This is a genomic window from Nannocystis punicea, assembly GCF_026965555.1.
Taxonomy (GTDB): domain Bacteria; phylum Myxococcota_A; class Polyangia; order Nannocystales; family Nannocystaceae; genus Nannocystis; species Nannocystis punicea.
On the sequence record NZ_CP114040.1, the window covers coordinates 3,326,561 to 3,350,457 of the forward strand.

Annotated in this window: 19 protein-coding genes; 10 read left to right on the top strand and 9 right to left on the bottom strand. The window is 71.2% G+C overall.

Translation table 11 applies throughout. The annotated features are described in order from the left end of the window. Window positions 1-9: 9 nt before the first annotated feature. The 5 genes from O0S08_RS12685 to O0S08_RS12705 all read right to left on the bottom strand — a co-directional run bounded on the left by O0S08_RS12685 (window position 10) and on the right by O0S08_RS12705 (window position 7,093). The gene (locus O0S08_RS12685) at window positions 10-2,304 is read right to left on the bottom strand and encodes a DUF1588 domain-containing protein (RefSeq protein ID WP_269039361.1); all 2,295 of its coding nucleotides are present in this window, start codon (window positions 2,302-2,304) and stop codon (window positions 10-12) included. Between the two features lie 321 nt (window positions 2,305-2,625). After that, complete coding sequence (locus O0S08_RS12690) at window positions 2,626-3,876, bottom strand: hypothetical protein (protein ID WP_269039362.1); 1,251 nt, start codon at window positions 3,874-3,876, stop codon at window positions 2,626-2,628. 39 nt (window positions 3,877-3,915) lie between these two features. Next, window positions 3,916-4,719, bottom strand: a complete 804-nt coding sequence (locus tag O0S08_RS12695; protein WP_269039363.1) for a DUF434 domain-containing protein — start codon at window positions 4,717-4,719, stop codon at window positions 3,916-3,918. Beyond that, window positions 4,716-5,756 carry an aromatic ring-hydroxylating dioxygenase subunit alpha gene (locus tag O0S08_RS12700; protein WP_269039364.1) on the bottom strand — a complete coding sequence of 347 codons (1,041 nt, stop codon included), beginning with the start codon at window positions 5,754-5,756 and terminating at the stop codon, window positions 4,716-4,718. The genes O0S08_RS12695 and O0S08_RS12700 overlap by 4 nt, the downstream gene beginning before the upstream one ends. Window positions 5,757-5,854: 98 nt before the next feature. Further along, window positions 5,855-7,093 carry a hypothetical protein gene (locus O0S08_RS12705; protein WP_269039365.1) on the bottom strand — a complete coding sequence of 413 codons (1,239 nt, stop codon included), beginning with the start codon at window positions 7,091-7,093 and terminating at the stop codon, window positions 5,855-5,857. A gap of 197 nt (window positions 7,094-7,290) precedes the next feature. Here O0S08_RS12705 and O0S08_RS12710 point away from each other — a divergent pair, with 197 nt between their 5' ends. From O0S08_RS12710 to O0S08_RS12730, 5 genes are all read left to right on the top strand, one after another. After that, complete coding sequence (locus O0S08_RS12710) at window positions 7,291-7,998, top strand: matrixin family metalloprotease (RefSeq protein ID WP_269039366.1); 708 nt, start codon at window positions 7,291-7,293, stop codon at window positions 7,996-7,998. A gap of 307 nt (window positions 7,999-8,305) precedes the next feature. Then, on the top strand, window positions 8,306-9,748 hold the full coding sequence (locus tag O0S08_RS12715; protein WP_269039367.1) for a nicotinate phosphoribosyltransferase: 1,443 nt from the start codon (window positions 8,306-8,308) through the stop codon (window positions 9,746-9,748). A gap of 201 nt (window positions 9,749-9,949) precedes the next feature. After that, the gene (gene pncA / locus O0S08_RS12720; protein WP_269039368.1) at window positions 9,950-10,567 is read left to right on the top strand and encodes a bifunctional nicotinamidase/pyrazinamidase; all 618 of its coding nucleotides are present in this window, start codon (window positions 9,950-9,952) and stop codon (window positions 10,565-10,567) included. Window positions 10,568-10,574: 7 nt separating this feature from the next. After that, window positions 10,575-11,663, top strand: coding sequence for a hypothetical protein (locus O0S08_RS12725; RefSeq protein ID WP_269039369.1), 1,089 nt, complete (start codon window positions 10,575-10,577; stop codon window positions 11,661-11,663). Between the two features lie 167 nt (window positions 11,664-11,830). After that, on the top strand, window positions 11,831-12,916 hold the full coding sequence (locus O0S08_RS12730; protein WP_269039370.1) for a DUF4215 domain-containing protein: 1,086 nt from the start codon (window positions 11,831-11,833) through the stop codon (window positions 12,914-12,916). 88 nt (window positions 12,917-13,004) lie between these two features. Here O0S08_RS12730 and O0S08_RS12735 read toward each other — a convergent pair whose 3' ends face one another. After that, window positions 13,005-14,459, bottom strand: a complete 1,455-nt coding sequence (locus O0S08_RS12735; RefSeq protein WP_269039371.1) for a hypothetical protein — start codon at window positions 14,457-14,459, stop codon at window positions 13,005-13,007. Between the two features lie 101 nt (window positions 14,460-14,560). Between O0S08_RS12735 and O0S08_RS12740 the strand changes: the two genes are divergently transcribed. The 4 genes from O0S08_RS12740 to O0S08_RS12755 all read left to right on the top strand — a co-directional run bounded on the left by O0S08_RS12740 (window position 14,561) and on the right by O0S08_RS12755 (window position 18,428). Next, window positions 14,561-15,106: an RNA polymerase sigma factor gene (locus tag O0S08_RS12740; protein ID WP_269039372.1), complete on the top strand. Its 546-nt coding sequence runs from the start codon at window positions 14,561-14,563 to the stop codon at window positions 15,104-15,106. Beyond that, window positions 15,103-15,990 carry a hypothetical protein gene (locus O0S08_RS12745; protein WP_269039373.1) on the top strand — a complete coding sequence of 296 codons (888 nt, stop codon included), beginning with the start codon at window positions 15,103-15,105 and terminating at the stop codon, window positions 15,988-15,990. Before O0S08_RS12740 ends, O0S08_RS12745 begins: the two co-directional genes overlap by 4 nt. Before the next feature lie 588 nt (window positions 15,991-16,578). Next, on the top strand, window positions 16,579-17,571 hold the full coding sequence (locus O0S08_RS12750) for a DUF4215 domain-containing protein (RefSeq protein WP_269039374.1): 993 nt from the start codon (window positions 16,579-16,581) through the stop codon (window positions 17,569-17,571). Between the two features lie 47 nt (window positions 17,572-17,618). After that, a complete protein-coding gene (locus O0S08_RS12755) occupies window positions 17,619-18,428 on the top strand; it encodes an SDR family NAD(P)-dependent oxidoreductase (RefSeq protein ID WP_269039375.1) in 810 nt (269 codons plus the stop codon). A 32-nt stretch (window positions 18,429-18,460) separates the two neighbouring features. Here the strand turns inward: O0S08_RS12755 and O0S08_RS12760 are convergent, their stop codons facing one another. Further along, window positions 18,461-19,600, bottom strand: a complete 1,140-nt coding sequence (locus O0S08_RS12760; protein WP_269039376.1) for an alpha/beta hydrolase family protein — start codon at window positions 19,598-19,600, stop codon at window positions 18,461-18,463. A 113-nt stretch (window positions 19,601-19,713) separates the two neighbouring features. Further along, window positions 19,714-20,634, bottom strand: a complete 921-nt coding sequence (locus O0S08_RS12765) for a hypothetical protein (RefSeq protein WP_269039377.1) — start codon at window positions 20,632-20,634, stop codon at window positions 19,714-19,716. 223 nt (window positions 20,635-20,857) lie between these two features. Between O0S08_RS12765 and O0S08_RS12770 the strand changes: the two genes are divergently transcribed. Next, the gene (locus tag O0S08_RS12770; RefSeq protein ID WP_269039378.1) at window positions 20,858-22,396 is read left to right on the top strand and encodes a carboxypeptidase-like regulatory domain-containing protein; all 1,539 of its coding nucleotides are present in this window, start codon (window positions 20,858-20,860) and stop codon (window positions 22,394-22,396) included. A 64-nt stretch (window positions 22,397-22,460) separates the two neighbouring features. Here the strand turns inward: O0S08_RS12770 and O0S08_RS12775 are convergent, their stop codons facing one another. Continuing rightward, a complete protein-coding gene (locus O0S08_RS12775; RefSeq protein WP_269039379.1) occupies window positions 22,461-23,852 on the bottom strand; it encodes a Vgb family protein in 1,392 nt (463 codons plus the stop codon). Between the last annotated feature and the right edge of the window lie 45 nt (window positions 23,853-23,897).

Genomic DNA, 23,897 nt, shown 5'->3' on the forward strand with positions numbered 1-23,897 from the left:
CTTCGGGGCCTATTCGTGCAGGAAGCGGTAATCCGACAGCATGTAGGCGAGGACGCCCATCCACGCGCGGATGGTGTAGTCGGTGTCCTGGGTGATCCGGTTCTCTTCCGGCAGCGGGTTGCCGGTCCACCAGTCCTGGTCGGTCCGGCACGGCGGCTCGTTCGAGTAGGTGCCGGCGGCGAGGCCCGCCTTGCCGTCCTGCCAGATCTCGAAGAACAGGTTGTACGCGGCGTCGACCTCGGGGTCGCCGATGTCGTAGTGCTCGCCCAGCACGTGGTCGTACAGGTGCTGGATGTTGGCCCGGATGGCGTCGTTGACGGCCGGGACGGCGAAGCCGTTGTCGTCCTGCGGGACGAAGCTGGTCTCGACGTACGGGAACAGCAGGCGGTCCGACGGGTCCTTCGAGAAGTCGCGCGAGGTGGCGCGGCAGGCCATCTCGTTCGACATCCGCAGGGCGATGTTCGCCATGATGCCGTTCGGCTCGGTGATGCGGGTGACGATCGAGTCCGAGTCGATGCCGCCGTAGAAGATCTTGTACTCGTTCTCGTTGAGCAGCAGGTCGGAGTCGTTGACGTTGTAGCGCCACGGGTAGCCGGTGACCGCCTCGACCTTGCGCGCGAGCTGCTCGGGCGACAGGTACTGCGCCGTGCCGAGCTCCGACAGCTCGCGGGCGCGGGCCTCGTCGACCTCGCCGCGGACGTTCTTCGCGCGGAAGAAGTCGGTCTTGATGATCTCGCGGAACACGACCTTGAGGTTGTAGTTGTTCTCCTTGAACTTCTTGGCGATGCCCTTGATGACGCGGTCCTGGACCTCGAACTCCTTGAGCGCCTCCTCGAAGCCGGGCATGGCGGCGTCGAACGGCTCGTTGAGCGGCTCGCTGCCGGTCAGGCCGCGCCAGATGATGTTGACCGCAGACTGGGCGAAGCGGTCGTCGGCGGTCAGCTGCTTGGCCAGCCACTGCTCCGCCTTCTTGGTGTCGCCCTCGGGCATCTGCGTCTCGCCGAAGCCGGGCAGCAGCATCTCCTGGTACCAGACCATCGCCTCGGTCTCGGCCCACGGCCGGTAGTCGCCCATCTCGTTGAAGTTCTGGAGGGCGCCGGCGACCGGGTCGATGACGTTGTGGCAGACGTTGCAGTTGGGGTTGTTGAGCGTGGCGTTCGGCGTCTTGATCGCGGTGGGATCGATCGGCCGCTCGCCGAGCCGCAGCACGTCGGTGGCGAGGAAGAACTTGTAGGTCATCCGCGCGCGGTGGCGGTTGCGGTTGGTCGGCGTGGTCGGGAAGCGGTTCAGCCACATCACCGAGGTCAGCACGCCGGCGTGCGGGATGCCGGGCAGCTTGCCGGTGGCGAGCTCCTTCCAGTCGTTCGGGTCGTTGAACTTGACGTCGACGCCGTAGGCCTTGGCCGAGAACGGCGTGAAGACCATGTAGTCGGCCTCGACGATCTCCTTGTACGAGAGGTCGTTCTTGACGATCCACGCGACCAGGTTGAGCGCCTCGCGGGCGACGCTGGTGTTGGTGTACCAGCGGTACTGCTCGCGCACGTCCTCAGGCTGGCCCTCGAACCAGTAGGCGTTGGGGTACTTCTCGGCGTTGAGCAGCTCGACGGCCCCGTTGCCGCCGATGTAGCGGTCGGTCAGGAACACGTCGTTGTAGATCTCGACGACGCGGTCGATGAACGCGTCCTCCTTCATCACCGCGTCGAGCACCGGGTCGAGCTGGTCGATGCCAAAGCCGCGGACGGCCTCGTACTCCTCCGGCGTCGGCAGGCGGCCGGTCAGCGCGAGGGTGGCCTTGCGCAGGGTGTCGACCTCGTCGAGCAGCTCGACGTCGTCGAAGTAGTTGCCGAGGTTGACCGCGCCCTCGCACTCGACCGGGTTGTCGAACCGCTTGAGCAGCGCCTGCAGGTCGCTGTACTCCTGGCTGTCGGGCTTGAGCTGGAGGCCGCCCTCGTGCTCGACGCGGGTCGAGGGCTTGGCCAGGATGAGCGGCAGGCCGTCGACCTCGTAGCGCGCGAGGTCCTGGACCAACTTCATGTTGGCCTCGAGGTAGCCGGGCACTTCCTTGGGAGTCAGCACGAACTTCGTGTGCTTGGCGGCGCCGGTCGAGCTGTGGCACGAGCTGCACGTCGCGGCGAGCGTCGGGGCCCAGACCTTCTCGCGGAAGAACACGTCGGTGGGGACACACTCGCCGTCAGAGACGTCGGAGCAGGCGGACAGTCCGAGGCCGAAGCCGGCGCCGGTCACGGCGACCAGCGCCGCGCGGGTGACCAGCTCGCTGGTTCGTTTCGGGTGAGAACGGGTCATCGTGCGACTCCTCGTGCGAAGGGGCGAGACGCATGCTCGCCACGTGGTCATCGTAAAGGCGTTGGCGCAGCCGCTGCAAGCGTCGCAGGCGGGGCGAATCCGATCGCAACGCGCCGGCTCATGGGCCGGCGGGAAAACCTGAGGGCGAGGATATCGAGATGTCCGAAGGGACAGCTCGCTCGAACGCCCGAATTCCGGGTGTGAGTCGGCCGTCACGCGCGTTTGGGGTTACGCGACCATGACGGCCGAATGCCCGCATTGGTGCGCTGCGGGCTGGCGACGACGGCGGAGCTCACCGCGATGGAGATCGATCGCGCGGCGCTAGGTGGTCGACGTGGTGGTCGTCGACGACGACGAGTCGTCGGTGGTCGACATGCCGTCGGTCGTCGTGGACGTCGTCGAAGTATCGTCGGTCGTGGTGTCCGGACCCGTGGTGGTCGTGGTGGTGTCCGGACCCGTGGTCGTGGTGGTGTCGGGGCCCGTCGTCTCCGGCGGGGGCTCGCCGACGCACTGGCCCTCTTCGTTGCAGTTCTGGCCCTCGCCGCAGCCGCCACAGCCGCCGCCGCAGCCGTCGTCGCCGCACATCCGCCCGTCGCAGTTCGGCACGCAATTGCAGGCCAGGGGGTCTTCCATCGGCGAGGCGTAGCCCTCGTCGCACTGGCACAAGGGCGCGCCGCTCGAGCTGTCGCACGCGCCGTGGCCCGAGCAGCTCTCGAGGTAACAGGAGCCGGTGACGAACGGCAGGTAGCCGACGCTGTGCGCGAGATCTCCGCTGCCGACCTGGACCTCGACCAGCGTCGCGCCCTCGACCTTGCCGAGCAGGAACGGCACCGCGTCGACGGTCACCTGCGTGCTGCTGACGATCACCGAGCCGGTGGCCAGGCCGCCCGAACAGCCGGCGCTGATGCTGCCGCCCTGCACGCTGGCGAACTTCAAGCCGCAGTAGCGGCTGCCGTCGCCGTTGAGTGGCCGATTGGACATGCCCATCGGGTCATACACGGTGAAGCCGATGTCGAGCATCGAGGTGCCCTTCGGCGAGACCTTGACGGTGGCGATGTCGATGAGCGGCTTGCCGTAGTCGACGTCGCCGGGCACGCGCGCGAGCATCGGCTCGTCGACGGTGGCCGCGATTTCGCCGCCGGCCGCGAGGGCGATGACACCGAGAGCGCCGATGTACGCGACGGCGCGGTCGTCCGCGGCGGCGTGCGAGACGACGCGGCCCTCGCCGCGCTGCCACAAGATCGCGGGCTGCTTGGGCACTTCGCCGCCGAAGGTGACCTCGGCGGGGATCCGCAGGTCGAGGTCGGTCGGCTCGAGGCGGTAGGCGCCGCCGGACTGCTTGAAGTCGCCGCGGCTGAGGTCGTCGTCGACGGGACGGATGACGATCTGCCGCGTGGTGACCAGAGCGCCGGCGGGGAACTTGATCGTCGGACCCTCTTCGAGCGCCAGCTCGCCGCCTTCGGGGCCGATCAACGCGTAGACGGCGGACGTGTCCTGACAGCCAGGTACGAGCACGGCCGCGGCGAGAAAGAACGAGCGGACGAGGGGGAGCCGAAGAGAAGCGATCGTCACGAAAGAACCGTATACCCGAAGTGCCTTCGCTTCAGAAGGTCACCCGAGGTCTGCTCGCGGCGGCGCTGCTTCGTCGGAGAGGTCGAGCAGCCACAGGTCGGGCCTCGCGGCGAGCACTGGTCCTTCGAGCGGCAACGCGTGCGAGGATTCGGTGGGGCCCCGAAGGAGCGCACCGAGGAGGTCGATCCAGCGCGCGCATCGATCGAGGATCCACGCGTCGCTGCTGGCGACGACGCCGGCGTGTTGCGCCAATATAGGATCGGGGTGAAGCACGAGCTGGACCGTCCACGGCAGCCGACGTTGTTCGGCGCGAGCCTCCAACAGCGCGCGGAGACGACCGCTGCCCGCGACAGGTCGGTCCAGGTACCACACGACCTGCGCGGGCGCAGGCGCGCCGTCGCGGTGCAGGAGGCGAGCGATCGCGTCGACTGCGAAGCTGGTCTCGAGCACCTGCTCGTAGGCGCCGTGGACGGCCGCGAGGTCGCGCAGGGCTCCGTCACGGCCGCGTAACACGACGCCGTGCGACAGCGCGGACTCGATGGTGATGAGCGCGTTGAGGCCGTCGATGGCCAGGTCGGCGCCGGCGAGATCGGCCAGGTCGGCCCGGGTGGCGCGGCGTCGCGCGAGCGCCTCGTCGCTGCAGGCCGAGCGCAGCACGGCCATGCGCTGCCTGGCCGAAAGGACATGTTTGTCGCCGACCAGCTTGAGCGCCGCGTCGCCGCTGTAGCCGCGGGTGAGCAGCCACGAGAGGTCGGCGACGGCGGCGCGCAGGGCCGGGCGGGCGGCCTCGCCGAACAGGCGGTCGTCGCCGGTGGCACGGGCGCGGCGGCGGAGCTCGGTCATGTGCGGATGGCGACCAGCTTCGCGGGCGCGGCGGCTTCGGGTTCGTCCCAGCGGAGGCCCCAGCCGCGCTCGACCAGGCACTCGCGCCGCAGCTTGCGGAACACCAGCGGGATGGCGTCGCTCTTGACGTGGACCTCGCGGCTCATGTCCAAAGGGACAGCTCGTGGCCGCTGCGCCTCGACGATCGGCTGGTCCTCGAGGAAGATCCGGCGGGTGCGGCGCTTCGCGGTGCCGTCGGCCCAGGCGCCGGGCAGGAAGTCGCGCAGCATGATCCAGCGGGTCAGGGTGTGCTCCTCGTCGACGGGGATGTTGCTGCTGAAGACGATCATCCGCATGCCGCCGAGGTCGAGGTCGAGGCGGGTGTAGCACGGCATGTAGAAGGCGACGCGGGTCTTGACCGGCGGGCGGTCCTTCGGCAGCACCAGCGACCACAGGCCGGCGGGCGGCGGGGCGACGAGCTCGACGGAGGCGCTGGCGCCCCACGGGTGCGGCTCGACGACGTAGTCGCCGACCTCGGGGCGCGCGGGGTTGCCGAACGAGCGCGAGTGGACGAACGGCGCGTGGGCGATGTCCATGCCGTTCTCGACCACGCGGGTGTAGTGCGCGTGCCAGAGGAAGTCGCCGTGGACGGCCTTCCACCCCGGCTGGCCGTACTCCGGCAGCGGCGGGATCGGCGGGCGCTCGGCCTCGGCGAGCTCGCCGACGAACAGCCACACCCAGCCGTGGCGCTCCTCCGTGGGGAAGCTGCGGACCTGGGCCTTGCGCGGGATGCGGGCGTCGCCGGTGTTGGCCGGGATGTGCACGCAGGCGCCGGCGGGGTCGAAGGCCCAGCCGTGGTACGGGCACACGATGTGGCCGCCGGAACATGTCCCCTGGGACAGGGAGCCGCCGCGGTGGGGGCAGCGGTCGTCGAGGGCGACGACCCGGCCGCCGCCGTCGCGCCACAGCACGAAGTCGTGGCCGAGCATGCGCAGCTTCGTCGGCCGGGCGGTGACCTCGGCCGAGCGGTGACAGGCGTACCAGAAGTTCTGCAGCACGACGCCGGTGTAGCACGCGGGCGTGGACCGGCGCCATCGCGGTCCGCGCGGCGGACGAGCCGCCGCGCGGACGCGGAGCGCGGCCTGGGGCGCGCGGACTACATCGGCGCGAACGGGGCGCAGGTGGAGACGCCGGCGCCGACGATGCGGATCGGGGCGGCGTTGTTGATGGTGGTCAGCTGCTGCTGGCCGTCCATGTCGCTGTCGTCGTAGTCGAGGTGGGTGACCTTGCTGAACGTCGGGTTGGCGCTCTCGGTGAAGAAGTAGAAGTCGCCGCCGAAGAAGGCGAAGGCGAAGCCATTGGTCAGCGGCAGGTTCTGCAGCGGGAAGATGTCGAGCACCGCGCCGCTGACCTTGTCGCGCTCGATGAGCTTGGACGGGACGCCGCCGAACGAGAACACGCGGCCGTCGCCGGTGCCGGTCATCTCGGCGCCGTTGAAGTCGGACGGCGAGATGATGTCGATGAGCAGGCTGTCGGGGTCGACGCTGAGGAAGTCGCCGAAGTTCGGACCCTCGGTGAAGCCGAGGAAGCCGCCGTCGAACGAGTTGCCGAACATGCGGTCGCACTGGTCGAACTGGCTGTTCGACACGAACGCCATGCCGAAGTAACCGATGCCCTGCTGGTTGGGGTTGTAGCCGGGGTCGATGCAGTTGCCCGGGTTGGTGACGTCGATCTTCCAGATCTCGCCGACGGGGTCGCCGAACATGACCCACGCGAAGCCGAGGCGGTCCACGGCCATCGAGAAGGTGTTGGTCATGCCGCCGCAGTTGAAGCCGCCCAGCATCGTGAAGCTGTTGCTCTCCGGGTAGTACTTCCACAGCTCGGAGTTGTCCGAGAGGACGAAGATGCCGTCGTCGAGCGGGACCTCGATGTCCGGACAGTCGCACGGGCCCGGCACCACGCCGGTGGTGGAGTCGTCGGTGGTCGAGCTGGTGTCGGTCGTCGACGTGCTCGTGGTGGTCTCGCCGGTGGTGGTCGTGGTGGTGTCGGTCGTCGTGGTCGTCGTGGTCGTGTCGGGCTCGGTGGTCGTGAGCGTGTCGACGCCCATCGTCGTGGTCCCGGTCATCGACTCGGTGGTGGTCGAGGTGGGCGGCGTCATCGTCGTGCCCTCGCTCGTGCCCTGCGACTCGGTCTGACCCATGGTGCCCACCGTCGGCTCCTCGGTCGCGCTCATGCTGGCGCCGTTGGTCGAGTCGGTGGTGGCGGTGGTCGTGCCGTCCGTGTTGGTGCCGGTGGCGCTGTCGGTGACGGCGCTGGTGACGCCGCCGTTGTCGCCGCAACCGACGAGCAGCACGGCCAGAGCCCAGGCGGAGCGGTTCATGGGTAGTTCTTTCATGCGCGCAGCGTAACAATTTCGGTACAAACGTGGGCGCAGGCCGGCGCGCAGGCGCGCATGTGCTTGCACGCCTTGCGTGATCCGGTTCACTTCGAGGTCGAGAGGTCCTCGTGACGGTTGCGGGCCCGGGCGGCGGCAGGTCGCTGAACCGCTTGCGAAGCCTGAATAGGTTCGGGCCGTCGTGCGTTGGCCTCGACATGTCGTCCTTGCTCGTGACCCTGTGCGCGGCGGCGCTGGTGGCCCGAACCTCGGGGGCCACGCTCGAGCTCGCTGCGGAGATCCCCGGAGACGTCGTTGCGGACGTGCAGGAACCGCAGATCCGGGCGGTGGTGGTGCTGGTGGTATTGGGAGAATTCCCGGCGGAGTTGCTCGACGGCGTCGAGGCGGCGCTGCGATCGACATACCAGGTGGAGGTGCAGCGCCGGCCGCCGATCGCGTTGCCGAAGTCGGCATGGTACGCGCCGCGCAAGCGCTACCGCGCCGACGCGCTGCTCGAGCACCTCGGGGCGCAGGTGGCCTCTGCGCCGCGAGGGACGCGGGTCCTCGGGCTCACGTCGGTCGACATCTCGACGAGCAAGGGCCAGTTCGTCGACTGGGGTGTGTTCGGCCTCGGCGAGCTCGGCGGGACGGCGGCGGTGGTGTCGGGCCATCGCTTGTGGCGCAAGACGAAGGACAAGCAGAAGATCGCGTGGCGGGTGACGAACACGGCCGTCCACGAGGTCGGCCACGTGCTGGGGCTCGACCACTGCGAGGAGCCGCGCTGCGTGATGCTCGACGCAGAGGGCAAGATCGACAACACCGACGAATCGACGGGCGGTCCGGGGCCGAGCTGCACTGCGCTGCTCGACGCGCGCGCGCCCCTGCGTCCGCGGGCGGTGGTGATGGGGGACGCGAAGGCGCGGTGACTCGGCGAAGAGGACGCGCGATCGGCGATCGACGAGGCGATGGCGGAGAGCCTCGCGCGATCGACGGCGCAGCGCTGTGAGAAGGGTGCGACGGGGGCGGGCGCGAGGGCGGCGAAGGCCTGCTGCGCTGGCGATGGGCTCGAGCGATGCGCGAGCGCGATGCTGCTCGGGGGCGGTGGCGAGACGCGGAGGCGCGATCGCGCGGGTGATGCGTGCGCGGATTGACGCGCGCCTCGACGCGCGGCGATCGCTGACGATGGCTCGCGCGCCTTGACGCGGGCAGGGCCGGCGCGCTACGCCGAACTTCGTGTCGCCCGGCTCGCTGGCGCTGTTGACGGACCTCTACCAAGTCACGATGGCCTGCGGCTACTGGAAGCTGGGGCGCGCGGACGAAGAGGCGGTGTTCAACCTGTTCTTCCGCCGGGCGCCGTTCCGCGGGGCGCATGCGATCGCGGCCGGGCTGCAGGAGGCGCTGCAGTACATGGCCGAGTTCCGGTTCACGCCGGAGGACGTGGCGTATCTGGGGACGCTGCGCGGCAACGACGGCCAGCGCTTGCTCGAGCCCGGCTTTTTGGACTATCTGGCGTCGCTGCGGCTGTCGCTCGACGTCGAGGCGGTGCCCGAGGGGACGCCGGTGTTCCCCCACGAGCCGCTGCTGCGGGTGCGCGGGCCGCTGGCGCAGTGTCAGTTGCTCGAGACGCCGCTGCTCAACTTCATCAACTTCTCGACGCTGATCGCGACCAAGGCGGCGCGGATCTGCGAGGCCGCCGGCGGCGAGCCGGTGGTCGAGTTCGGCCTGCGGCGGGCGCAGGGCAGCGACGGGGCGCTGACCGCCTCGCGCGCGGCGTACATCGGCGGGTGCGCGGCGACGTCGAACGTGCTGGCGGGGATGCGCCACGGGATCCCGGTCCGCGGGACGCACGCGCACAGCTGGGTGATGTCGTTCGCCGACGAGCGCGAGGCGTTCGCGGCCTACGCCGAGGCGCTGCCGAACAACTGCACGTTCCTGGTCGACACGTACGACACTCTCGAGGGGGTGCGGCGCGCGGCCGAGGTCGGCAAGCAGCTGGCGGCGCGCGGGCACGCGATGGCAGGGGTCCGGCTCGACTCCGGCGACCTCGCGGCGCTCAGCGTGGCGGCCCGCGAGATCCTCGACGCGGCCGGGCTCGAGCAGGCGGCGATCGTCGCCAGCAACGACCTCGACGAGCGCGAGATCGCGGCGCTCAAGGCCAAGGGGGCGGCGATCGGGGTGTGGGGCGTGGGCACGCGGCTGGTGACCGCGTACGACCAGCCTGCCCTCGGCGGGGTGTACAAGCTGGCGGCGCTGCGCGGGCGCGAGGGCTGGGAGTACCGGATCAAGCTGTCCGAAGAGCCAGTCAAGGTGTCGAACCCGGGGGTGCAGCAGGTGCGCCGCTTCGCCGACCCTGCGGGGCGTCTGCTCGGCGATCTGATCTACGAAGAGGGGCTCGGGCTGCACGGGGCGGGGGTCCGCGTCGACGCGGCCGGAGAGTTCGCGCCGCCGGCCGGGGCGAGCGTCGAGGACCTGTTGGTGCCGGTGCTGCGCGCGGGCCGGCAGGTGTACGAGCCGCCGCCGCTGGCCGAGGTGCGGGCGCGAACGCAGGCGCAGCTGCAGCGGCTCGATCCGGCGGTGCGGCGGATCGAGGCGCCGGCGACGTATCCGGTGGCGCTGGACCGGCCTCTGGCTGACCTGAAGGCCAGGTTGATGGCCGAGGCGCGGAGGGAGCGGTGAGATGCGGGCGCGGATCTTCGTCGACGTCGAGAGCGACTTCTGGCTGGCCGGGGCTGACCTGAAGGCCAGGTTGATGGCCGGGGCGCGGAGGGAGCGGTGAGATGCGGGCGTCGCTCCTCGTCGACGTCGAGAACGACTTCTGGCTGGGTGTGGCTGACCGGAAGGCCAGGTTGAGGGCCGGGGCGCGGAGGGAGCGGTGAGATGCGGGCGTTGATCCTCGTCGACATCCAGAACGACTTCTTGCCCGGCGGGGCGCTGGCGGTGCCGGAGGGCGACCGCGTGATCGCGGTGGCCAACGCGCTGATGCCGATGTTCCCGCTGGTGGTGGCGACGCAGGACTGGCACCCGCCCGATCACGGGAGCTTCGCGGCCAACCATCCCGGTCGTTCGCCGGGAGAGGTGGTGACTCTGGCGGGGTTGCAGCAGGTGCTGTGGCCGACGCACTGCGTGCAGGGCACGCGCGGGGCCGAGTTCGCAAGGACGCTGCAGCAGGGGCCGGTGGCGCAGATCTTCGTCAAGGGGGTCGATCCGGAGGTCGACTCGTACAGCGGCTTCTTCGACAACGGCCGCCGGCGCTCGACCGGGCTCGGCGAGTACCTGCGGGCCCACGAGGTCCGCGAGGCGGTGGTGCTGGGGCTGGCCACCGACTACTGCGTGAAGTTCACGGCGCTCGACGCCCTGTCGCTGGGGATCGCCACGACCCTGGTCGAGGACGGTTGCCGCGGGGTCGAGCTCCGGCCCGGCGACGTGGCGGCGGCGCTGACCGAGGTGCGTGCAGCCGGCGGCGCGGTGCGGCGGAGCGCGGATCTGCTAGGCTGACGCGACGATGCTCGCCGTGCTGATGGCGGCGACGATCGTCGCTGTGGCCGAGCCGCCCCCCGGCCTGGTGCTGGCGTGGACGGCCCCCGCGGGCTGCCCGGACGAGGCGGAGGTGCGCGCGCGCGTGGTCCGGATGACCGGCCAGGAGGCGGCCGACCGCGCGACCCTGACTGCGCGCGGGACGGTCCGCGAGGCCGGGCCGGGGCGCTGGTCCCTGACGCTCGAGCTGACCGGGGCGACCGGGGGCGGCCGCCGCGAGCTGACCGCGCCGCGCTGCGAGGAGCTGGTCGAAGCGGCGGCGCTGGTGGTGGCGATCGCGGTCGACCCACGCGCGGCCCTGGCGGCCCCGGTGGCGGGCGAGGTCGTGGTGCCGGCGCCGCCGGTGAACATGTCGCAAGGGGAAAGCCCGAAGGAACAGGGCGCGAAGGACATGCCCGATGGTTCAGGTCCGAAGGGAAATGTCGGAGAGGGCATGTCCGAAGGGCCAAGAGATGCGCCGGCGGGCGAGCTCGAGGGGCCGGTGGCCGACGAGCCGCCGCGACCCGACGGGGGCGAGGCGCCGGCCGCGGTCGCCCAGCCGCGGGGCGTGGAGGTGGGCCTGCGGGTGGCGGCGGGGGTGAGCTTCGCGCGGCTGCTGCCGCAGCCGAGCGCGGCGATCGGGCTGGCGTTGAGCGTGAGCGGCCGGCGCTGGCGGGCGGAGATCGGGGGGCTGTACGCGCCGCCGGTGCCGGGCGGGACGCCGGCCATCGGCGGGCTGTTCCAGGCCGGGGCGGTCGAGCTGCGCGGGTGCCCGGTGCTGCGCCGCGGGGCGGTCGAGGTGCCGCTGTGCGTGGGCCTGCAGGTGGGGGCGATGGAGGGCCGGGGCCGCGGGACGGGGCTGGTGACGACGACGACGGAGCGCTCGCCCTGGTTGGCGGCGACGGCCGGCGCGGCGCTTGCCTGGCGGCCGCGCGGGCGGGTCGGGCTGTGGGTGGGCGCCGACGCGATCGTGGCGCTGCTGCGGCCGACGTTCGTGACTGCCAGGGGGCAGGAGGTGCACAAGGCGGCGCGGTTCGGCGGACAAGTGCTGGCAGGGATCGAGGTGCGCCTGCGCTGAGACGGGTCGATGCGGCCGTGATGATCGGTGGGCGGCGGATGTTCGATGGGCCGCGACGCGAGGGGCGGCGAGGCGACGAGCGGTGAAGGGGGACGTTCGCCTCGACGTGCGTGGCGACACGCGGGGCATGGTTGCCCGGCGGGGGGCGGGCTGGCGAAGATGGGAGGATGCGATCCTGGCTGTCTTGTTCGCTCTCCCTGGCCCTCGCGTCGCTGCCCGGCTGCGGCGGCGGTGAGGCGAGCAATCCGTTCGGGACGAACCCGACGGCGACCGCAGCGATGACGACGAGCGGCTCCACCGGGCCGGCGGCGAGCAGCGGGAGCACGGACACGAGCGGGGCGGCGCCGACGACCGAGGCGACGCCGACGACGGGGACCAGCGCAGACACGACGGGGATGACGACGACGCCGGTGACGACGGGGGTGCCGGGCAGCTGCGGCGACGGGGTGCTCGATCGCGGGGAGGAGTGCGACGACGGCAACACCGACGACGCCGACGCGTGCACGAGCCTGTGTACGACGGCCCGCTGCGGCGACGGGTTCGTGCAGGCGGGCGAGACGTGCGACGAGGTGGTGGCGACGGCCAGCTGCGACGGCGACTGCACCGCGGTGCAGTGCGGCGACGGGCTGACGAACACGGTCGCGGGCGAGGACTGTGACGACGGCAACACCGTGGACGACGACGGCTGCTCGAACGCGTGCACGGGGGCCAAGTGCGGCGACGGGGTGGTGCAGCCGGGCGTCGAGGCGTGCGACGACGGCAACATGGTGGACGACGACGGCTGCTCGAACGCGTGCCAGATCGGGCCGTGCGCGCCGTCGGGGCAGCGGGCGCCGTTCGACACTCTGGCGTCGTTCACGACCACGGGCGACTGGAAGGGCAACCCGTGCGACAACGACGAGTACACCCACGGGCCGGGCGACACGCAGTGCTTCGGCGGGATCGGCGAGTCGTTCGTGTGCTCGGGGCCGTCGACCTGCGTGTCGCACGTGGGCATCACGACCTACTGGTCGGAGCAGATCTGCCAGGGCGTGTGGGAGGTGCTGTGCGACGGGACGGTGGTGGCGCAGCTGAGCACGATGAACAAGGTGTGCAACACGTCGGCGATGAACGGCGGCTGCAGCGTGGCGTTCCCGCAGCAGATCTGCTCGACCCTCGAGCTGCGGGCGGTGGAAGACGGGATGTTCGGCGCCGGCTCGTGCTGCGCGAACGCGGTGCCCGACTCGTCGATCGGGTCGGTCAGCGCGTGGTGAATGCTTGAGACATGCTTGAAAGGGCATGTCCGATGGAGAAGGTGCCGAGGGACATGCTCGATCGAGCATGTCCCCGGAGGCATGTGATTCAGCCGCCGAGCTGGACGCGGGCGGCGGCGGGGCGAGCCTTGAGGCCGGTGGCGCCGGGGACGGCGGCCGGGGGGCCGGGGTCCTCGCCGACGAGGCGGACGTGCTGCAGGGCGCCGCCGGTGACGTAGACGAGCTCGGCGTCGGCGCCGGTGGCTCCGCGCGCGAGGGCCGGCGGGAGGGTGGCGGTGGCCGGCTCGGCGACGGTGAAGGGGGCGCCCCAGTCGTCGTTGTCGAGGCCGCGCACGGCGTAGACGCCGTCGTCGTCGTAGCCCTTCCAGGCGAGGTAGTAGGCGCCGTCGTCGGTGGCGACGAAGGCGAGCTCGCTGGCGGTGATGGCGAGGTCGTCGACGAGGGTCTCGACGGTCCAGGCGTTCTGCGGGGTGAGCAGCTTGACGACGGCGATCTTGCCGTCGGCCGCGCGCACGTAGGCGAGCAGCAGGTCGCCCTCGGCGTCGACCAGCGCGGCGGGGGTGAGCTCGCTGTCGACCAGCGGCGGCGGGGCCTGCATCGACGGCTGCCAGGCGCCGCCGGGCGAGGCCTTGGAGCTGTAGAAGATCTTGCCGTTGTCGCCGGCGTAGGCGGCGTAGGTCTCGGCCGCGCCGGGGGCGAGCGCTGCGGCGCTGGGGCCGAACGCCTGGATCTGCGGCATCCCGGCGGGGAGCGGGGCGAAGGGGGCCCAGTCGCCGTCGGTCCACAGGGCGGTGTAGTGCTTGAAGTCGGTGCCGAGGAAGGCGAGCGTGACGGTCTCGGCGACGGCGGCGAGGGCAGGGCCGTCGATGCCGAAGCCGAACGCGCCGACGGCCTCGGCGGCGGCCCAGTCGTCCGGCTGTCCTTTGGACCATGTCGTGAAGACCAGCTCGTTCTCGGCGTCGGCCTCGGCGGTGGCGCGGCGGCCGGCGCCGAGAGCCCCGAGGTGGGTGGCGACGAGGGCGGTCTCGCCGAGGTCGACGTCGAGCTGGCCGACGGTCCAGCCGGGGCCGGGGACGTAGCGGGCGGCCAGGGCGGGGGCAGTGCCGGCGCCGGCGAGGACGAGCAGCGCCTGTCCCGAAGTACAGTCGCTGAGGCAGGCGTCGGCGTCGTCGGCGTCGCCGTCGTCGCACACCTCGTCGCCGTCGACGACGCCGTCGCCGCAGGCGCCCGCGGTGGTGTCGGGCGCGGTGGTCGAGGTGTCCGAGGTCGTCGAGGTGGAGGTGGTGGTCGAGGTCGAGGCGGTGGACGTGGAGGTCGCGTCGGTGGTGGTGCCGGTGAGCGCGTCGGTGGTGCCGGTGGTCGTCGCGTCACCGGTGGTGGAGGTCGGGGCGGCGGTGTCGGTGGCGTCCGGGAAGCTGCTCTGGGGGTTGGTGATCGGGGCGGTGGTGTCCACGGGGGTGGTGGCGGAGAAGCCGCTGGGTTGCTCTTCGGTGCAGTGGACCGAGAGGAGGACGACCACGGGGAGGACGCGCGCGGGGTGCATCGAAGAGGAGGATGCCCCGGAGGCGGGTGGGTGCGCCAGCGCGCGCGCGGGCCCGGCGGATGGGGGTGACAGAAACCCTCGGGTCTGGACAATCACGCGAGATGCCTGCCCTGGGCCCCGCCGCCGCACCGCCGCTGACGCTCGCGGAGGTCTATCGCGCGCACGCGGGGTTCGTGTGGCGGGTGGTCCGGCGCCTCGGGGTGGCAGAGTCGGCGCAGGAGGACGTGGTCCACGACGTGTTCCTGGTGGTTCACCGCCGCCTGCGCGAATACGACGGGCGGGCGGCGCTGACCAGCTGGCTGTACGGGATCGCCCGCGGCGTGGCGGCCAATCACCGGCGCAGCACCGTCCGCGCCGAGCGACGGCTCAGCGTGGCGCCGGCGCCGGGGGCCGGGCCCGATCCGGAGACCGGCGCGGCGCAGGAGCAGGCGGCCGCGTTCGTGCGCGCCTTCCTCGACGGGCTCGACGAGGAGCGGCGGATGTTGTTCGCGCTGGCCGACATCGAGGGCATGAGGGTGCCCGAGATCGCGGAGGCGCTGGGGCTGAACCTCAATACGGCGTACTCGCGGCTGCGGGCGACGCGAGAGCTGTTTCAACGCGCGCTGGCCGAGCGAGACGGGCGGCGCGGAAGGGCTGCGGCAGGATGACGACGGGACCACGGGGACGCGAGGGCGAGCTCGATCCGCAGGCTGCTGCGGCGCTGCGGGCGTTCCGCGCCGAGGAGGACATGCCCGCCGCGGCCCAGGCGCGGGTGTGGGCCCGCCTGGCGGCGAGCACCCGCGCCGACGAGATGTGGTCGAAGCGCCATGTCCAGAGGGTCAGGTCCGAATGGGTCTGGGGGGCGGTGGTGATCGCGGCGGCGGCCGCCGTGCTGCTGGCCTCGCGCGCGGGGGTGCTGGGGCCGCTGGTCGGGGTCCGCGACGGCGGCGAGGCCGCCGCCTACGCCGAGCGGCAGTCCGCGGCGACCGAGCCGGTGCGCGCCGGTGAGGGGCAGGCAGGGCATATCTCGGGGGACATGGCTCAGGAGACAGGGGACAAAGGCGGCGAGGAAGGGCCCGGGGACCCGACCGGAGTCGAGGGGTCGAAGGGACATGTCGTGAAGGACATGTCCAGAGAGACCGATGCTGCGCGTGCGAGCGAGGCCCGGCGAGTCGAGGCGGGGCGCGGCTCGGAGCGGCGGCCCTCACGGTCGAGCTCGCCGGAGGCGCAGGCGGGGGCGCAGGAGGCTGACGCTCCGGGGACGGAGAGCGCCGAGGAGTCGAGCTCGCTGGCGAAGGAGGCCGAGCTGCTGGCCGGGGCGCAGTCTGCGATCCAGGGCGGCCGCGCGGACGAGGCGCTGACGCTGCTGGCCGCGTATGCGCGGCAGTTCCAGCGCGGGGTGCTGCGCGAGGAGCACGACGCGCTGCGAGCTCTGGCGCTGTGCGCGAGCGATCGCGCGGACGAGGGCAGAGCGGCGGCGCAGGTGTTCCTGCGGGCGCACGGGGGCTCGGCGCTGGCCGAGCGCGTGCGGCAAGGCTGCGCTGAGGAGTGAGACGAGACAGACGGAGGCTCGGCGCGGGTTGAGGCGTGCGGCAGGGCTGCGGCGACGAGTGAGACGAGACAGACGGGGGCTCGGCGCGGGCCGAGCGCGTGCGGCAGGGCTGCGACGAGGAGTGAGACGAGACCGACGGAAGTTCGGCGCTGGCCGAGGCGTGCGGCAAGGCTGCGACGACGGGTGACGACGCGTCTCGCTGCGGGCACGCGAACCAGACCGACTGATGCAGCCGCGCTCCTGGTGAACCGAGGTTGTTGCGGGGCGCCAGACTGCAGAAGGTGACGCGGTCTCCGTGGGTGCTTCGCGTCGACTGAATCGTGCGTCGGCGTCGCTGTCGCGGCGTCCCTGAGGAACGCCCGCCGAGCGCGTTCCTCGGGCGCGGAACCATGAGGTGCGTCTGCTCGCATCGATGGACGCGTGGCCGGCCTCCTCGCTTCGAAGAGGGCGCGGGTCGTCGCGCCGTCTTGCGCGGGGGCGGCGGACGCGGCCGCGCGGACGTGCGATCGAAAAAAAATCGCGAGGGCCGACACAGACGAGTCGCGGGCCGGACAACTACCGGGCAACCCATCTCAGGAACGACCCACCATGCATCGCACTTTTCTTAATTCCTTCAAGTCCCTGAAGAACCATCGCCACCTCCTGTTCGCCGGCTTGCTGCTCGGCGCCACGGCCGCGGCCTGCGATCCCAAGATGATCGGCAACGAGACCTCCGGCAACGTGACCTGCGAGGAGGGCGAGACGAAGCCGGCCGACGACGGCTGCAACACCTGCACGTGCCACGACGGCGGCTGGGCCTGCACGGAGATCGGCTGCGAAGGGCTGTGCGAGGAGGGCGAGACGAAGCTCGGGGAGGACGGTTGCAACACGTGCACGTGCCACGACAACTCGTGGGCCTGCACGCTGAAGGATTGCCTCGCGACCGAGGGCCAGACCGCGGAGTGCGGCGACGGCGTGCTGCAGGCGCCGGAGGAGTGCGACGACGGCAACCTGGCGGGCGGCGACGGCTGCTCGGCGGAGTGCACGATCGAGGGCGCCGAGACCGAGGGCACCGGGACCGAGGGCGAGCCGAACGAGACCGAGGGCACCGGCGAGCCGGTCGAGACCGAGGGCTGGTCGACCACCAGCGCCGGCGTGTGCGGCGACGGTATCGTCGAGGGCGTCGAGTCGTGCGACGACGGCAATACGCAGAGCGGCGACGGCTGCAGCAGCGAGTGCGGGATCGAGGGCGGCGGCGCGTTGACTTGCCCCGACCCGGCGCCGGCGGATCCGTACGAGATCCTCGAGGCGGCGATCGTCGGCGACAAGATCGTGGCCGAGATCCAGTACAGCGGCGGCTGCATCGAACACGACTTCGCGCTGTGCTGGGACGGGGCGTTCGCCGAGTCGGATCCGGTCCAGATCTGGACCAAGATCTCGCACGACGCCAAGGGCGACCTGTGCGACGCGCTGCCCACGGTGAAGCGAGAGTTCAGCCTGCTCGACCTCAAGGCGACCTACCAGGCGGCCTACCAGGCGCAGAGCGGCGAGATCACGATCCACCTCGACGGCTGGGCCGACTCTCTCGACTACGTGTTCTGAGGTGAGGCGCGGCGCGCACCGGCCGCGGTTGCGGTATGGTGCGCGCCATGACGCAGTTTCACGGACAGGTCGCGTGGATCACCGGCGCGACGGCGGGGATCGGGCGGGCCATGGCCCGCGAGTTCGCCCGCCGCGGGGCCGATGTGGCGGTGTCGGGGCGTCGCCAGGACCGCCTCGCCGAGGTGGTCGCGGAGGTCGAAGGCCTCGGCCGCCGCGGCCTCGCGGTCCCGTGCGACGTGCGTCGCGACGACGAGGTCGCGGCGGCGGTGCAGACGGTCGTCGCCCACTTCGGCCGCCTCGACGTCGCGGTCGCCAACGCCGGCTTCGGCGTGATCGGCCGGGTCGAGGACCTGACCGACGACGACTGGCAGCGCCAGTTCGAGACCAACTTCTTCGGCGCGGTGTCGGTGGTGCGTCACAGCCTGCCGGCGCTGCGCCGCACCGGCGGGCGCCTGGGGCTGGTCAGCAGCGTGTCGGGCATCCTCGCCAGCCCGCGCGTCGGCGCCTACTCGGCCTCGAAGTTCGCGCTGCGGGCCGTGGGGCTGACCCTGGCGATGGAGCTGCGCGGCTCCGGCGTGAGCTGCACGCTGCTCAACCCGGGGTTCGTCAGCACGGAGATCGGGCAGGTCGACAACGAGGGCCGCTTCGAGGCCAGCCGCAAGGACAAGCGCCCGGCGGGGCTGATGTGGACGGCCGACGACGCGGCCCGGGTGATGGTGAAGGCGATCGCGGCGCGCAAGCGCGAGTACACGTTCACCGCCCACGGCAAGCTCGGCGCGTTCCTCGGCATGCACTTCCCGGGGCTGATGTGCTGGCTGCAACGCGACGCGCGCGTGAAGACGGCCAAGCTCGACTGAAAGGCCATGTCCGATCGGACATGGCCTGAGGGTCAGAGGGCGCAGTAGTCGGGGAAGTCGCCGGGCAGGCCCTGGGCGTACGGCGAGGCGCCGACCCCGAACGGGTGGTCGAAGAAGAACTGCATGACGCTGTCCTGGGCGTCGGGGATCGAGTGGCCGCCGCCGTGGTTGCACAGGAAGTTGAAGTCGTCGTTGTCGTCGAGGTAGGCGGCGTAGTCCTTGCTGGCCTGCTCGAAGCCGACGACGACGACGTCGCCGGGGCCGCCGTGGAAGATCATGGCGGCAAACTTGTTGTCCGGGTCCTGGAACGGCGGCATGGCGCCGAAGATGAGGCCGCCGGAGTAGGGGGCGGCGGCGGCGATGTAGCTCGAGCGCCGAATGCTCATCTGGGCGGTGTTCAGGCCGCCGGCGCTGAAGCCGAGGGTGTAGATCCGGCTGGCGTCGACGCCGATCTGCTCCCGGGCGCAGGCGAGCACCTCGTCGGCGAGGAGCAGGTCGTCCTGGGTCTCGCTCAGGACGAGCCACCACGGGAAGATGCCCGCCATCGGATCGTGGGTCGGCGCGATGACGATCCCGCCGAGGTCGAGGATCTCCTGGATCCCGAGCTCGCCGATGCCGGTGAGCGCCTCCTGCGGCGAACCGCCGGTGCCGTGCCAGTAGAAGACGACCGGCCCGTCGGCCTGATCGGCGGCGTCGAGGTCGACCCAGATCCGCACGTCCCGCGGGCTGTCGAGGCCCGAGGGCTGGAAGCTGACGTCGCCGTCGATGATGTCGGGACAGTCGGCCGTCGGCGCCGGCAGCTCCGGCGCGACCGGGTCGACGCCGGTAGTCGAGGTGTCGGTGGTCGCGCTGTCGGTTGTCGAGGCGTCGGTGGTCGAGGTGCCTTCGCCGGTGGTCGTGGTGGCCTCAGTCGTGGTCGAGGTGGCGACGGGACCATCTGTCGGGTCGGGCTCGGTGGTGACGGGCTCGCCGGTGGTGATCGGGTCGGGCGAGCTGGTCGAAGGGTCAGGTGAGTCGCTGGTCGGACCGGGCGCGGTGGTAGGACCCCCGGAGGTGCCGTCAGTGGTGCTGTCGGCGTCGGTGTCGCCCTCGGTCACGGTGAGGGCTTCGACCTCGCCGCACGCGACGGTGAGGAGGAACAGGAGAGGACCACAGGCGAGGATACGTGACACGCGCGAACTCCGGGCAGGCGAGGGCCGTCATGACAGCGCGAACGAGGGGGCGACGTCAAGCGCCGCCGCGGCGCATGGCCGACCATGCGCGCGGGCGAACCGTGGCCGCGCGCTCAGCCCGGGTTGATCGGGTAGCAGCAGCCCGTGGTGCAGTAGTAGCCCTCCGCGCAATTGCTGTTGCCCATCATGTCGACGGTGCACGAGTCGAAGCCCTCGCAGGTCGGATCGTCGCAGCCCGGCGGCGGCTCGGACTCGCCGAAGCAGATCTCGCACTCCTCCGGGTGACACTCCTCGTCGCAGTCGTCGTTCTTGGTGCACTGCTGGCAGCTGGCGATGTCCGACAGCGCGCAATCGGGGTCGCCGAGGAAGATGTCGTAAGTCATGCCGTCGACCTCGACGGTGCAGCAGCCGAAGCAGTCGCAGCCGTTCGGGACCTGGCAGTTGCTCAGGCACTCCTCCGACTGCATCTCGGGGCAATTGTTGAAGTCGGGGTCGTAGGGGCAGATGTCGCCGCCGGGGTTGGCGGGGTCGCACTTGAGGCTCCAGTTGCACTTGTCATTGCCGGAGCCGGAGTTGCCGTCGAAGAAGCAGTCCTGGTTGCACGGGTCCATGTTGTCGCCGGGGAGGCCGGTGGCGAAGGTGTCCTCGCGGTCGTCGCATGGGGTGATGCACTCCGGGTCGGCGAGGTCGACCAGGCCGTCGCCGTCGTTGTCCATGCAGTCGCCGCAGGCCAGCACGGCGCCCTCGCACGCGATGGGGGTGCAGGTGAGGCCCTCGGTGGTGGCGGTGCCATCGGTGCCGGTGCCGGTGGCGGTGCCGGTGCCGCCGGTGGTGGTGGTCGGCTCGCTCGAACCGCTGCTCGAGGTGGTGGACGTCGGGTCCGTGAGCACGTCGGTCAGGTTGAGGGTGGTGGTCGCGGTCGAGCTGCCCGGGTCGCTGGTCACCTCCGTCATGGTCTCGCCCGACTCGGGGGACTTGCAGCCGAAAGTGAAGGTCACTGCACTGAGGGAGACGAGCAGCGCGATCGATCGCATGGTCTGCCTCAGACCTGCCGGGCCGCGACGATTCCAAGTCGTCGCGAGGAGAATCATCAGACCCTCGATCGCGCACGATCGAACGCGGACACGCGCCGAGGTTGGAACGGGGCAGCAGACCTCGGTCTCAGCGGGCATGCCGGATACACTCATGGATCGTCTCGTTGGAGTTGCCGTCATTGCGTTCGGTGTCACGAGCTGCCAGAAGGAAGAAGAGGCGCCGTTGCCCGAGCAGCCTCAGCTGGCGGCCGGCGCGACTTGCGACCCCGCGGTCAAGCCGGTCGAGGCGACGCCCGAGACCGAGGACGACGAAGATCCGCAGCCGATCTGCGCGGCGGGTTTGGCGTGCGAACCGCTGGCGAGCGGCGAGGGCCACGTGTGCGGGACGGCGCTGTCGATCCGCGGGCGCGTGACCGACTCGGCGAGCGGGAGCGGAATCGCGGGGGCGCTGGTGGCGGCGCTCAATGAACTGGGGGAGCCGGTGACCGACGTGGTCGCGACCGACGGGTGCGGCGACTACGACCTGCCGGTGAGCGTGCGACGCGACGCCGACGGCGGCTACGCAGTGGCGCTGAAGTGGACGCTGTCGGTGTCGGCGCGGGACTACCAGCCGTTCCCGACCGGGCTGCGGCCGGCCCTGCCGATCGATCTGTCCGACGCCGAGGCTGCGCCCGAGCCGGTGGACGAAGAGGATGCGGACAGCGAGGAGGCGCAGGCGCCGGACGTGATCGACAACGCGGCGACGCACGTCGCGCTGGTGTCGCTGGGGGGCGAGGCCGCGGGTGTCACGATCGCGGGCACGCTCGGCGAGGGGACCGCGGGCGCTCTGGTGATCGCGGAGGGGGCGACGACGCCGGCTCCCTACGCGATCGCCGACGCCTCCGGGGCGTTCACGCTGTTCAACGTGCCGGCCGGCGCGGTGACGATCCGCAGCTACCGTCAGGGCCTCGAGGTGGAACCAGTGGCGATCACCGTGGGCACGAGCGACCTCGCAGACGTCGCGCCGGCGGTGATCACGACCGACCCGGCGATGCTGGCGACGGTGACGGGCGGCCTCAACATCGTCGACTCCGGGGCGGGCTCGGTGACGAGCGTGGTGCTGGTGCCGTCGAGCGTCTACAACGCGCCGCTCGAGCGCGGGCCGGTGCCGCTCGGCCTGCGCGACCCGCCGCCGCCGGCCGCGCCCGATGTGTCCGGGTCGTTCTCGCTGACGGGGGTGCCGAGCGGGACGTACAAGGTGCTGGTGGCGTTCGAGAACGACTTCCTGGTGCGCGACCCGGACGAGGGGATCGCGGGCACGCAGGTGCAGGAGATCGTGGTCGAGCGCGGGCAGGCGACGGCGGTGCCCGAGAGCTTCAAGGTGACGGGGGCGCTCGAGATCGTCGGGCCCGGCAAGGACAGCCCCGAGGCGGTCGAGGCGACGCCGACGTTCACGTGGATCGACGACTCGAGCGAGGAGGGTTACGACCTGGTGGTGTTCGACGCGCTCGGCAACCTGACGTGGGAGGCCGAGGTGCCGGCCGGGAACGGCGGCGAGGTGTCGTTCGCCTACGCCGGGCCGGAGCTGCTGCGGGGCATGATCTACCAGTTCCGGGTGACGTCGTGGCGCATGGTCCAGGACCAGCGCCGCAACATCTCGCGCACCGAGGACCTGCGCGGGGTGTTCACCTACGGCGAGGGCCCGCAGATCGAGGAGTGCGAGATCCCCGAGCCCGGTGAGACCGCGGGCGCGGCGAGCAGCAGCTCGAGCGACGGCGAGTGAGCCGGCACGGGACTCGACAATGACCGTTTGGACATGCCCTGCAGGGCATGTCCGAACATGCATGTCACCCGGGCGGGAAGACGACGTTGCTGAGGCCCCAGCCGGTCATGTCGCTGTAGGTGTAGGGGCCGACGAGGCCGTCGTACGACAGGTACTGGTCGGTGACCGTGTCGACGCGGAAGGCGCTCTGGGCCATGTCGACGACCCACACGTAGCCGTAGAAGTCGACGCTGACGCCCTTGACGCTGCCGGAGGGGAGGGTGATCGACTTGCCGACGGCGAGCGTCTCGCTGTCGATCTCGCGCAGGCCGGGCAGGTTGAAGTCGGCGATCCACATGCGACCCATGGCGTCCTGCTGGATGCCGTAGCCGAGCACGGGGAAGGTCGCCCACTGTTGGGTCTCGGGGTCGAAGCGCACGCTCTCCTGGCAGAAGGAGCCGATCCACGGCCGGCCCTTGCCGTCGACGGTGAAGCCGTAGGGGCAGATGCCGGGCGGGACGACGAACTTCTCGTACGTCAAGGTGACGCCGTCGACGTGCACGAGGTGGCTGGGGACGACGTCGTAGATGACGAACCAGAAGTCGCCGTCCTGGTTGACTGCGCCGCCGTAGGCGCCGAAGTAGCCGATCGGGACATCGGGCATGGCGAGGGTCTCCTCGACCGCGCCGGTGTCGCCGTTGACGCGGTTGACGACGAGGCTGTCGGCGACGCTGTTCTGCCCGCCGGCGGTCCACACCTTCTGGTTCTTGTAGGTGCACGAGCCCTGGTCGAGCTCGCCCGAGGTCCACGCGACCGGCCGCTGGGTGGAGTAGCCGAACGGGGTGTACCAGGCGATGCACTCCTCGACGCCCCAGGGGAGGAAGTTGGCGTCGGTCGACGTCTGGATGCCCGGCATGCCGTTGCTCTCCTGGCAGTCCTCGGGATCGGCGTAGACCTTGGTGAGGCCGCCGAGGCGGTTGGCGACGGCGACGTCGCCCGAGAGGTTGACGGAGGTGCGCGACGGGCTGCCGGCAGAGTCGGGTCGCACGATGTAGCGGCCCATCTCCTGCAGCGTCTGGGTGTCGATCTTGCTGATCGTGCCCTGGGCGCTGTTGGCGATCCAAATGTAGGAGAAGTCGGCCATGCCGCCGCCGCCTCCGCCGCCGCAACCCTCGCCCGCGTCGGGCTGGATGCCGAGGTCGAACTTGGGGCCGCTGTCGCTGGCGCTGCTGTCGGTGACGCTGACGGCGCCCGTGCTGGTGCTGGTGCTCGTGGTGCCGGTCTGACCGCCGCTGTCGTCGGTGGTGGCGGCGGTGGTCGTCGGCGCCTGGGTGGTGGTCGGCGACGCGGTGGTCGTGGGCGGCGGCGCGGTGGTGATGGTGGTGGTCGCGCTGGCGCTGTCCTGGGTGGAGTTGTCACCGCACGCGAGATGCACCGACGAGACGAACAGCGCGAGACACAAGCCAGGCTTCGACATCGCTCGACGGTACACCCCGGCGGCGGCGCGGCCAAGTCTGGTGCA